This is a genomic window from Devosia insulae DS-56 (assembly GCF_000970465.2).
In the GTDB taxonomy this organism is placed as follows: Bacteria; Pseudomonadota; Alphaproteobacteria; order Rhizobiales; family Devosiaceae; genus Devosia_A; species Devosia_A insulae.
Genome location: NZ_LAJE02000207.1, coordinates 1 through 10,669, shown reverse-complemented (window position 1 = coordinate 10,669; position 10,669 = coordinate 1). Strand labels below are relative to the sequence as shown.

The following is a 10,669-nucleotide window of genomic DNA, read 5'->3' as shown; positions in this document are numbered from 1 at the left end:
GCCCTACCCCATCCGCCCACTGTCCGTGCGTGGGGCACCAACGCTCAGCGCGTGGGGCTCCCCCCACCACCTTTCGCGTGGTCCCCCAACGGTGAGCGCCCATGGCGCTCATCCGTGACCCCGCAAGCGGGAGAGGGACGCCGACTGCACCAAAGTGCTCAGCGTTGGAACAGCACCACCTTGTCGTCGCCATAAATCGTGCGCGCGAACTCCTTGAAGCCCAGCCGCCCGGCGACGCGCATAGAGGCGAGGTTGTCGACATTGATCAGGCAGGTCATGCGACGACCCGGGAAGCTCGTTTCGGCCCAGCCGATCGCCGCCTGCATCGCCTCGGTGGCATAGCCCCAGCCCTGCGCCGAGGGCATCAGCGCCCAGCCGGCTTCGAGCGTCCCCTCGAGCGGCGGCTCGATGATGCGGCGCGCTTCGTGAAAGCCGGCTTCTCCGACCAGTTGCCCGGATTCCTTCTCGAACGTCGCGAAGAACCCGAAGCCCAGGTGCTGCCAGCCCCCTGCCCGGGTCAGGAAACGCTGCCAGCTCTGCTCGCGCGAGAACACTCGGCCGCCGATGAAATGCACCACGTCGGGGTCGGCCCACATGGCGGAGAAAGCGTCGAAATCCTGGGGCGTATAGGCGCGAAGGATCAGCCGCTCGGTTTCGATGGTTGGAATGTCCATGGCGTCAGCGCGGCTGGGCCAGTTGCCGCCAGATCAGCAGCACGATAATCGAACCGACAATGGCGCCGAAAAACCCGGCCGGCTCGCCAGACTGGTACCAGCCGATCGCCTGCCCCAGCCAGGTCGCCAGCAGCGCACCGACAATGCCTAGCACCGTGGTCAGGATGAAGCCGCGCGGCTTGGGATCACCAGGGGTGATCAGCTTGGCGATGACCCCCGTAATGAACCCGATGATAATGGCGCCCAAGATGCCCATAAGCCCCTCCGATTCCTCGCGAACATAAATGGACCCGAGGCGGTTGGGTTGCAATGGGCGGCCCTACGGCCCCCACGCCCGCCAGGCCTCGTCGCGCTGCTCGCCGAAGAACCGCAGCACCTCCAGCAGCATGCCGATCGGCCGCTCGCCCCAGGAATAGTCGGGCACCGGTTTGCCCCGCAGTTGGTGCAGCGCAATCTGCAGGTGCCGCCACACGATCCGCGGCCGCAACCCGTCGTCGATCCGCCCACTCTCCCCATAGCCCTCGAGCATTGCCGGCACAGCCCGCAACGGCACACCGGCGAAATCGCGCGACACGTCGCCCCATTCGCAGCCGCCCCAATCGAGCACCGCCACATAGTCGAGGCTGTGGGCCCCGACAATCAGGTTGCTCGCCTGGCTGTCCCCGTGCAGGAACCGCGCCTCGCCCGGCGCCTCCGCATAGGGCGCCAGTCGGTCGAGCCAGCGCGTCAGCCACTCGGCCTCCGCCGCGCCGAAATAACCGACCCGGGCAATCTCGGCGGGCAGCGGCCGTGGGTCGGTCTTGTCGTCCCAGCTGAGCAACTCCGTCGCTGCCGACCGCGTCACCGCGGCATGAAGGCGCGCCAGATCACGCCCGAGCTCGCGCCAGGTGGCAGTAACCAGCGCCGGGTCGGACACGGCGCGCTCCAGCACCCGGCCCTCCACCCGTTCATAAATGCCGTAGGCCACCGGCAGGATGCTCCGCGTCGCGTCGGACACCAGCAGCGCCGGCGTCCGCACGCCGGCCGCCCGCGCCAATGGCACCGCTACCGCCTCGTTCAGCGCCGTGCCTTCGAACCGCTGATGCTGGCGCGGCACGCGCAGCACATGCCGGTCGCCCAGCGCATAGATGGCGTTGAAAATTCCGACCTGCGCCATCGGCGCCACCGAGCCCGCGGCAATGCCATGCTGCGCCGCAATGGCGTGCAGCATCTCGTCCGAAACGACAGGAAAGTCCGGCAGCGCCACGCTCTCTCCCCCGCGATTAGCCGCCTGACGTTACACGCCGCCCCACAAAAGCAAAGGGAGCCACGCCCCGCGGCGCAGCTCCCGATACAATCTGCAGGCGTCGATCAGTGCGTCGGCAGTTCCTTGCGCTGCTGCTCCGACACCGTCGCAAGATCCAGCACCTTCTGCAGTTCGGCGGCGTGGCGGAAGCTCGGCTCCTGCATCTTGCCGGTCTTCACCGCCTCGGCGAAGCGCTGGTAGTTGGTCGGCACCGGCGGCACCTCCATTTCTTCCCAGGTGCCGCTCTCGACATTGTCGCCGAGGCAGACGCGCAGGCGCGAGCCATCGTGGCGGTGCTGCACTTCGACGCCGCCCTTTTCGCCATAGACGCGCAGGCGCAGCTCGTTCATGTGGCCGGTGGCCCAGCGGCTGGCATGGATCACGCCCAGCGCGCCATTGTCGAAATCCACCGCCATGGTGAAGCTGTCATTGGCGTCGAGTTCGTACTCGCCGATCTTGTTGCCCTCGGCCTTGTCGAAGGTTTTGAGCCGCGCGAACACGTGCTCGATCTCGAGGCCCGAGCCGTACGAGGCGAAATCGAGGATGTGGACGCCGATATCGCCGAGCACGCCGTTGCTGCCGTGCTTCCGCGACAGCCGCCACAGCCACTGGCTTTCGGTGCGCCAGTCGCCCCAGGCCTTCGAAACCAGCCAGCTCTGCAGGTAGCTCGATTCGACATGCTTGACCGCGCCGATGGCGCCCGAGAGCACGATCTCGCGGGCCTTCTGCAGCTGCGCCACGTTCCGGTAGGTCAGGTTGACCATGTTGATCAGCCCGGATTTCTCCGCCACGTCGACCATTTCGAACGCCTTGGTGGCGTCGGTCGCCAGCGGCTTTTCGCAGAACACGTGCTTGCCGGCCTTCAACGCCGCGATCGAGGTGGCGTGGTGGATCGAATCCGGGGTGACATTGGCCACCGCGTCGAACTCGCCCCAGGCGATCGCCGCATCGAGCGAGGCAAAGCCATTCGGGATGTTGTGGGTGGTGTTGAACTTTTCGAGCCGGTTCGGATCGACATCGACGCCGCCGACCAGGGTCACCCCCTCGATGGCGGCAAAGTGCTTGGCGTGCTGGGCGGCCATGCCGCCGGTGCCGAGGATGAGCATGCGCATAATGTATTCCTTCGAGATGGGACGGTTTCGCCCGTATGCGTTACGGTCGGGTCAAACCCGATATTCTTTCCGGTCGAGGTCGGCGACGAGCGCCAGATCGAGAATCTTCTGCAGCTCGGCGGCGTGGCGGAAATCCGGGTCGGCCTGGACGCCGGTCTGCACCGCTTCGACGAAGCGCTGGTAATTGGTCTTCACCGGCTCGGCTTTCACCTCGCGCCAGGTCGAAGTGGCGACGTCTTCGCCGGCGCAGACGCGCAGCAGCGAGCCCCAGTGGCCGTGGCTCAGCTCCAGCCCGCCCTTGTTGCCATAGACGCGCAGCCGCTGGTCGTTCGAGTGGCCCGAGGCCCAGCGCGACGAGTGGATGGTGCCGATGGCGCCATTGGCGAACTCGGCCGAGATGATGAAGCTGTCATTGGCATCGAGCACATAGTCGCCGATCCGGTCGCCCGGCACCTTCTGGAAGGTCTGCAGCCGGCTGTTCATCGCGACGATCGGCTGGCCGATGGCGAAGGTGGTGAAATCGAGAATGTGGATGCCGATATCGCCGACCGTGCCGTTCGAGCCGTGGCCCTTCGACAACCGCCACAGCCAGGTGCCGGCGAGGTTGGCCGCATCGTTGAAATCCCGCAAAGCCAGCCAGTGCTGCAGGTAGCTCGCCTCGATATGCTTCACCTCGCCGATCATGCCCGAAGCGATGATCTCGCGCGCTTTGTGCAGCTCCGCGACATTGCGATAGGTGAGGTTGACCATGTTGATCAGGCCGGACTTTTCCGCCGCCTCGACCATTTCCATCGCCAGCCCATAGTTCGGCGCCAGCGGTTTCTCGCAGAACACATGCTTGCCGGCGGCCAGCACTTTCAGCGTTGTCGGGTGGTGGATCGAATCCGGGGTGATGTTGTCGACCGCGTCGAAATCGCCCCAGGCCAGCGCATCGTCGAGCGAAGAAAACCGGTTGGCGATGCCGTAGGTGTCGCAGAACGTCGCGAGGTTCTCCGGGATGGTGTCGACGGCGCCGACCATCTGGACGCCTTCGATGGTCTGGAAGGCTTTGGCGTGGCTGTTGGCCATCCGGCCGGTACCGAGAATAAGAAGGCGCATCGCTCTGTCGGGGTTGGAGGTCGAGACGGGATCAGGGCCGCCCGGAGGCGGCCCTGCTTCAGATCACCGTAGCGTCACTTGGGGTGATGCGTCAGCTTGGCGCCGCGCTCGACGATGTGTTCGATCGCCTTATCCACCGGCGTGTTCGGCGCTTTGAGCAGGTGCGCGTGATTGTCCGGGTTGTAGGCCCAGTTCACTGCGTTGCGCAGCACCTTGCCGACATTGGCGTCGTGATAGGTCGGGTAGGTCTCGTGGCCCGGCCGGAAGTAGAAGATGTTGCCGGCGCCGCGACGATAGGTAAGGCCCGAGCGGAACACTTCGCCGCCCTGGAACCACGAGACGAATATCGTCTCCAAGGGCTCCGGCACCGAGAAGGGCTCGCCATACATCTCTTCGTTCTCGAGCTCGAAATAGGGGCCGAGTCCCCTCGCGATCGGGTGACCCGGGTTTACCACCCAGATGCGCTCACGCTCACCGGCTTCGCGCCAGTGCAGGTTCGCCGGCGTGCCCATCAGGCGCTTGAACACCTTCGAGTGGTGGCCGGAGTGGAGCACGATCAGCCCCATGCCTTCCCAGACGCGCTGCACCACGCGCTCGACGATCTCGTCCTTCACTTCGCCATGCGCGGCATGGCCCCACCAGACGAGGACGTCGGTGTTGGCGAGCTTTTCGACCGTCATGCCATGCTCGGCATCCTGCAGGGTCACGGTGGTCGGGACGAGGTTCTTGTCCTCGCCGATCAGCGCGGCGATCTGGCCGTGCATACCCTTGGGGTAGTTCTCGGCCACGGCCTTATTCTTCTGCTCGTGGACATTCTCACCCCAGACGGTGACGCGGATCGGCATGGCGGGTCTCCTTGGTAATCGTGGAAAGGGCCGGATGATGGCTCCGGCCCAAGGCATCCAAACTGGCTCTCAAAGCGGTTTGATCGTCGGCGGGATTCACTGCATTGCGGCCCTGCAATTGGCAAGCAAGTGCGGCGAAAATCGAACGAGGCGAAGCGAAAATGCCTGCGCCTGCGATAATTTTGTCAGTTCTTGACCGGCTTTCCGGCCTTGTCGAAACGGTAGACCTTGCCCGGGATCGGCGCGATCGAGATGTCGGCATCCGGCTGGTGCATATGGGTGCCTTCCTGCCGCACGATGATCGGATCGCCGCCGGCGCCGATATCGACATAGACATAGCTGTCCGAGCCAAGGCTCTCGGAGTGCACGACCTTGCCCTTCCAGGCGCCGTCGCGATCGGCGATCTCGATATGCTCGGAGCGCACGCCAATGGTGTTGGCGCCGAACTTCGAAGCAATCTCGCCATTGAGGAAGTTCATCTTGGGCGAGCCGATAAAGCCGGCGACGAACAGCGACTGCGGGTTCTCGTAGAGTTCGAGCGGCGTCCCCACCTGCTCCACGAGGCCATCACGCAGCACGCAGATGCGGTCGGCCAGCGTCATCGCTTCCACCTGGTCGTGCGTCACGTAGACCATGGTCGCGCTGTTCATCGCATGATGGAGCTTCGCGATTTCCAGCCGGGTGGCGACGCGCAAAGCCGCGTCGAGGTTGGAAAGCGGCTCGTCGAACAGGAACACTTTCGGGTCGCGCACGATGGCACGGCCGATGGCGACGCGCTGGCGCTGCCCGCCCGACAGCTGCTTGGGCAGGCGGCTCAGGTATGGGGTGATCTGTAAGAGCTCGGCCGCCTTCTCCACCCGCTCCTTGATCGTTTCCTTGCTCGACTTGGCCAGTTCCAGGCCGAACGCCATGTTCTCGTACACCGTCATATGCGGGTAGAGCGCGTAGGACTGGAACACCATGGCGATGCCGCGCTTCGACGGCGCCAGTGCGTTGACCAGCGTGCCGTCAAAGGTCATCTCGCCCGAGGTGATGTCCTCGAGGCCGGCCATCAGGCGCAGCAGCGTGGACTTGCCGCAGCCGGACGGTCCGACGAAGACCATGAACTCGCCCGAGAAGATCTCGAGATCGACGCCCTTGATCACATCGACGAGGCCAAAGGACTTCTTGATGTTCTTGAGTTCGATATGCGCCATGGAATTAGCCCTTTACGCCGCCGGCGGTCAGGCCGGAAATGATCTTGCGCTGGAAGATGAGGACGAGGACGACCAGCGGGACGGTGACGATCACCGATGCCGCCATGATGTTGCCCCACGGGATTTCGTACTGGCTGCCGCCCGACAGCAGCGCGATGGCCACCGGTACGGTGCGGGTCGCGTTCGACGAGGTGAAGGTCAAGGCGAACAGGAACTCGTTCCAGGCCGCGATGAAGGCCAATAGCCCCGTCGTCACCAACGCCGGCCAGAGCAGTGGCAGGAAGACGCGCCAGATGATGATCCACGGGGTCGCCCCGTCGACAATGGCCGCCTCTTCGATCTCGATCGGCAGGTCGCGCATGAAGGTGGTCAGCACCCACACGGTGAACGGCAGCGTGAAGATGGTGTAGGAAAAGATCAGCGCCCACGGCGTGTTGTAGATGCCGAGGAACCGGATCACCTCGAACAGGCCGGCGAGCACCGCGATCTGCGGGAACATCGAGACCGCGAGGATGGTCATCAGCAACAGCCCCCTGCCCCGGAACCGCACGCGGCTCAAGGCGAAGGACGCGGTGATGGCGAGGAACAAGGCCGCCAGCACCGTCACCGCGGCGACGAACACCGAGTTGAGCAGGTTGCGCGGGAAGCTGCCGGTGGTCAGCACCGACATGTAGTTGTCGAGCGAGAACGAGGTCGGCCAGTAGGTGACCCGGAACAGGTCGGTGCCCGATTTGAAGCTGGTGAGGATCGCGTAATAGAACGGGAAGATCGACACCACGACGATGAAGATCACCAGCGCGTAGAACGCCACCCGCTTGGTGATGTGCCAGAGGTCCAGGGTCATCAGCGGTCTCCCCCGTCGAACCGGACCTTGCCCAGCCAGATATAGAGCCCCGTCATCACGGCGATCATCAGGAACAGGAAGGTCGATTGCGCCGAGCCGTAGGCGAACTTGTCGAAGTCGAAGAGGTTCTCCCGTGAGATCACCGACATGGTCTTGGTCGCCGCACTGTTGGGCGTCAGCACATAGATCAGGTCGAAGATGCGCATCGCATCGAGCAGGCGGAAGATCACCGCCACCATCAGCGCCGGCCGTACCAGCGGCAGCGTCACCTTGAAGAACACCTTGACCGGATGCACGCCATCGATCTCGGCGGCCTCGTAGATGTCCTTGGGGATCATCTGCAGGCCGGCGAGGATCAGCAGCGCCATGAACGGTGTGGTTTTCCAGATATCGACGATCAGCACTGCGGTCATCGCCGTGTCGGCGCTGGCGGTCCAGGCGGTCTTGTGGCTGATCAGCCCCAGCTTCATGAACAGGTCGTTGATGATGCCGAACTGGTCGTTCAGCATCCACGACCACATCTTGGCCGAAACGATCGTCGGGATGGCCCACGGGATCAGGATGGCGGCGCGGACAATGCCGCGGCCCTTGAATTCGGCGTTGAGCACCAGCGCCACGACCATGCCGAGCACGGTCTCGAGCGTCACCGAAATGACGGCGAAGCGCAGCGTATTGCCCACCGCGTTCCACCAGGCCGGATCGACCAGCAGCCCCGAGAATACGGTGCGGCCGCTCTTCAGCGTGGTCCAGTTCAGGTAGTTCTTGAAGCCGACGAAATCGGCCTCATAAAGGTTGGTCAGCGAGGCATTGGTCAAGGAGAAGTAGATCGTTCGAAGCAGCGGCCACCCGGCCACCACGGCGAGTGCCGCAAGCATCGGGAGCAGGAACCACATCGCCGCGCCGACGCGCGATTTCAGCAGTTCGGACTCGATCTTGGGCTGGGTTCGGACGGCTTGCCCTGCCGTGGCTTCAACAGTCATCTGGCGCGCTTCCCCTGCTGCAGAAGAGAACTAGGCGGCGCGGACAACCCCAGGGGTCGCCCGCGCCGAACGTCAGCTGAAGCTTACCAGGCGTCGCCCTTGAGCTCGGTCAGCTTGGCTTCGAGCAGCTCGAGGTTCTCGGCGCCGGTACCGTTGCCCGACAGCGTGTCGTGCACGGCCGACCAGAACAGCGAGGACACCTCGTTGTACTTCACCTTGGTCGGAGCCGAAGGACGCGGCACGGCGTTCTGGAACACTTCCTTCCAGTTCGGGATGATCGGCTGGGCAGCCGCGACATCGGCGTCGTCATAGAGCGAAACGATCGTCGGCAGGTTGGACTGCTTGATAGCGCGTTCCTTCTGCACTTCGGTCGACGACAGGAACAGGGCGAGCTTGATCGCCTCGTCCGGGGCCTTGGAGTACTTCGACACGGCAACGTTCCAGCCACCCAGGGTAGCAGCCGAACGAGCACCCTCGCCGTCGCCCATCGGCAGCGGCACCACGTCGAACTTGCCCTTCACGGCGGAGTCGTCGCCATTGCCGAGCTGGTAGGCATACGGCCAGTTGCGCATGAACACGGCATTGCCGAGCTGCCACACGCCGCGGCTTTCTTCTTCCTGGTAGGCGAGGACGCCCGCCGGCGAGATCGTGCCGACCCAGCCCTTGACCATGTCGATGGCCGCGGCGGCCTTCTCGTTGTTGATCGAGATGGTGCCATCGGGCTCGACGATCTGGCCGCCGCCGTTCGACATCACCCACTCGAGCGCATTACAGGTCAGGCCTTCATAGGCGTTGCCCTGGAACACGAAGCCCTGCATGTCGGGGTTGCCGGCAGCGCGCTCCTTGTCCTGGATTTCCTGCGCCGTAGCGGTCAGTTCGGCCCAGGTCTTGGGCGGCGTCTTGCCGTACTTTTCGAGCAGGTCCTTGCGGTAGTAGAGCGCCGGAGCGTCGGTGAAGGCCGGCAGCGCGACGAGCTTGCCGTTCACCGTCTGCGACTCGATGATCGAGGGGAAGTGGTTCGCCGCCACGTCCTTGGCCGCATCGGTCAGGTCGAGGAACTGGTCCGCCAGCTGCGGCGCCCAGATCACGTCGGTCTGGTAGACGTCGATGTCGGAGTTGCCGGCAGCGAGCCACAGCTTGTACTGGCCGAACTGGTCGGTGGTCGAGGACGGCATCGGGACCACGGTCACCTTGTTGCCGGTCTCGGCCTCGAAGCGATCGAGCTGCGAGCGCAGGAACTCGAGACCGTTGCCGGTGTCGCCCGACACGATCGAGAGATCGGCGGCCTGCGCGGCCATGGCGCCGAGCGTGGCGCTGGCGAGCAGGGCGGCGATCAGGGACTTCATTCTCATTATTCTTCCTCCCAAAGGACAGACATGACCGGGAGGCAGCCAAACGCGATCGACGCCTCGCGGCGCAGATCGGCAGTCAGTTCCTCCCACCAAAACGCCAGGATCAGGGCCTCCGCCCCGCAAAAGTCTTCCAAAGCGCTTTGGATCGAAAGTAGCCAGAGCCATGAAATGCTGTCAAGTCGGATTCGCCGCCCATTCCTTAACGCCACAATTGGCGCGCCGGATCATCGTGTAATATCAACATCTTATGAAGCATGACGTGTTAACGCCCAGAAACCACCCGCTTTCGACCTGAGGTACGAACATCAGAAATGTTAGTGCTGCGCCGCCGCTTGCGTACCCCTTGCGTTTGCTTTCCAAATCGCTTTGAATGCGGCACTTGGTGAGGAGGGCGTCCGGCTGTAGGCTCCGTTTCGGGGCTTGGTTCGCGAGTGGAAGACCACCGCGCGCCATTGACGGGCGCAGACGAATTTGGTGATGAAACTCAAAGACTTGGCCGCGGAGCTGGGGCTGTCGCAGACGACGGTCAGCCGTGCCTTGAACGGCTTTCCGGAGGTCAACGAGGCGACCCGCCAGCGTGTCAGCGAGGCGGCGCGCCGGCTCGGCTATCGGGCCAATGTGAGCGCCCGCCGCCTCGCCACCGGCCGCTCCGGCGCCATCGGCGTCACCCTGCCGCTGCAGCGCTCGCAGCATTTCGGCCCGCACACCTCGGAGTTTCTCTCCGGCATCAGCGAACGCATGGCGCAGCACGATATCGACATCGTGGTGACGCCGATCGACGCCGACGACGAAGTGCCGGTGTTCCGCCGTCTCGTCGCCAGCAAGCGCGTCGACGCGCTGGTGCTTTCGGCCCCGACGCCGAACGACGAGCGCATCGCGGCGCTCACCGAACTCGGCATGCCGTTCCTGCTGCACGGGCGCGCCGACAACGTCAAAATCCCGCATGCCTGGCTCGATATCGACAACGAAGGCGCCTTCCGCCGCCCCACCAGCCACCTGCTCGACCTCGGCCATACGCCCATCGCCATGATCAACGGCCCGGAAGACCAGACCTTTGCCATCCACCGCCTCCGCGGTTTCCGCAGCGCCCTCGAGGCGCGCGGCATCACCCCCGATCCGCAGCTGATCGGCGGCGGCCGCTTCACCGACGAAAACGGCTTCCGCCTGGCGCAGGCCTTCCTCGAACGCCGCCCCCGCCCCACCGCCTGCCTCGCCGGCGAGATGATGGCGGCGCTCGGCGGCTTCCGCGCCATCCGGCTGGCCGGACTGGAGCTGGGCAAGGA

At 64.5% G+C, this 10,669-nt stretch carries 11 protein-coding genes; 1 reads left to right on the top strand and 10 read right to left on the bottom strand.

Translation table 11 applies throughout. The features are described from left to right. Positions 1–158 precede the first annotated feature (158 nt). From VW23_RS15005 to VW23_RS14960, 10 genes are all read right to left on the bottom strand, one after another. Positions 159–674, bottom strand: coding sequence for a GNAT family N-acetyltransferase (locus VW23_RS15005; protein WP_069910362.1), 516 nt, complete (start codon positions 672–674; stop codon positions 159–161). 4 nt (positions 675–678) lie between these two features. Then, on the bottom strand, positions 679–930 hold the full coding sequence (locus tag VW23_RS15000) for a GlsB/YeaQ/YmgE family stress response membrane protein (protein WP_069910361.1): 252 nt from the start codon (positions 928–930) through the stop codon (positions 679–681). Between the two features lie 63 nt (positions 931–993). Further along, positions 994–1,920 (bottom strand): phosphotransferase family protein, encoded by a 927-nt coding sequence (locus tag VW23_RS14995; RefSeq protein WP_069910360.1) that lies wholly within the window; start codon positions 1,918–1,920, stop codon positions 994–996. A 104-nt stretch (positions 1,921–2,024) separates the two neighbouring features. Beyond that, positions 2,025–3,071: a Gfo/Idh/MocA family protein gene (locus tag VW23_RS14990; protein ID WP_069910359.1), complete on the bottom strand. Its 1,047-nt coding sequence runs from the start codon at positions 3,069–3,071 to the stop codon at positions 2,025–2,027. Positions 3,072–3,122: 51 nt separating this feature from the next. Further along, positions 3,123–4,169 (bottom strand): Gfo/Idh/MocA family protein, encoded by a 1,047-nt coding sequence (locus VW23_RS14985; RefSeq protein ID WP_069910358.1) that lies wholly within the window; start codon positions 4,167–4,169, stop codon positions 3,123–3,125. A 74-nt stretch (positions 4,170–4,243) separates the two neighbouring features. After that, positions 4,244–5,014 (bottom strand): ThuA domain-containing protein, encoded by a 771-nt coding sequence (locus VW23_RS14980; RefSeq protein WP_069910357.1) that lies wholly within the window; start codon positions 5,012–5,014, stop codon positions 4,244–4,246. Between the two features lie 185 nt (positions 5,015–5,199). Further along, positions 5,200–6,210, bottom strand: coding sequence for an ABC transporter ATP-binding protein (locus VW23_RS14975; protein WP_069910356.1), 1,011 nt, complete (start codon positions 6,208–6,210; stop codon positions 5,200–5,202). 4 nt (positions 6,211–6,214) lie between these two features. Beyond that, entirely contained in the window at positions 6,215–7,054 is an 840-nt protein-coding gene (locus VW23_RS14970; RefSeq protein WP_055880992.1) for a carbohydrate ABC transporter permease, read from the bottom strand. Next, complete coding sequence (locus tag VW23_RS14965; RefSeq protein WP_425285212.1) at positions 7,054–7,947, bottom strand: carbohydrate ABC transporter permease; 894 nt, start codon at positions 7,945–7,947, stop codon at positions 7,054–7,056. The genes VW23_RS14970 and VW23_RS14965 overlap by 1 nt, the downstream gene beginning before the upstream one ends. Before the next feature lie 170 nt (positions 7,948–8,117). Next, positions 8,118–9,386 (bottom strand): ABC transporter substrate-binding protein, encoded by a 1,269-nt coding sequence (locus VW23_RS14960; protein WP_084646165.1) that lies wholly within the window; start codon positions 9,384–9,386, stop codon positions 8,118–8,120. A gap of 477 nt (positions 9,387–9,863) precedes the next feature. Here VW23_RS14960 and VW23_RS14955 point away from each other — a divergent pair. Beyond that, the coding region (locus VW23_RS14955) for a LacI family DNA-binding transcriptional regulator (RefSeq protein ID WP_084646167.1) at positions 9,864–10,669 on the top strand (806 nt) is incomplete at its 3' end.

Bases quoted from the DNA above. Each gene is read 5' to 3' on its own strand.
- VW23_RS15005 (WP_069910362.1), bottom strand. From the start codon at position 674: ATGGACATTCCAACCATCGAAACCGAGCGGCTGATCCTTCGCGCCTAT.
- VW23_RS15000 (WP_069910361.1), bottom strand. From the start codon at position 930: ATGGGCATCTTGGGCGCCATTATCATCGGGTTCATTACGGGGGTCATC.
- VW23_RS14990 (WP_069910359.1), bottom strand. From the start codon at position 3,071: ATGCGCATGCTCATCCTCGGCACCGGCGGCATGGCCGCCCAGCACGCC.
- VW23_RS14985 (WP_069910358.1), bottom strand. From the start codon at position 4,169: ATGCGCCTTCTTATTCTCGGTACCGGCCGGATGGCCAACAGCCACGCC.
- VW23_RS14980 (WP_069910357.1), bottom strand. From the start codon at position 5,014: ATGCCGATCCGCGTCACCGTCTGGGGTGAGAATGTCCACGAGCAGAAG.
- VW23_RS14975 (WP_069910356.1), bottom strand. From the start codon at position 6,210: ATGGCGCATATCGAACTCAAGAACATCAAGAAGTCCTTTGGCCTCGTC.
- VW23_RS14970 (WP_055880992.1), bottom strand. From the start codon at position 7,054: ATGACCCTGGACCTCTGGCACATCACCAAGCGGGTGGCGTTCTACGCG.
- VW23_RS14965 (WP_425285212.1), bottom strand. From the start codon at position 7,947: ATGTGGTTCCTGCTCCCGATGCTTGCGGCACTCGCCGTGGTGGCCGGG.
- VW23_RS14960 (WP_084646165.1), bottom strand. From the start codon at position 9,386: ATGAGAATGAAGTCCCTGATCGCCGCCCTGCTCGCCAGCGCCACGCTC.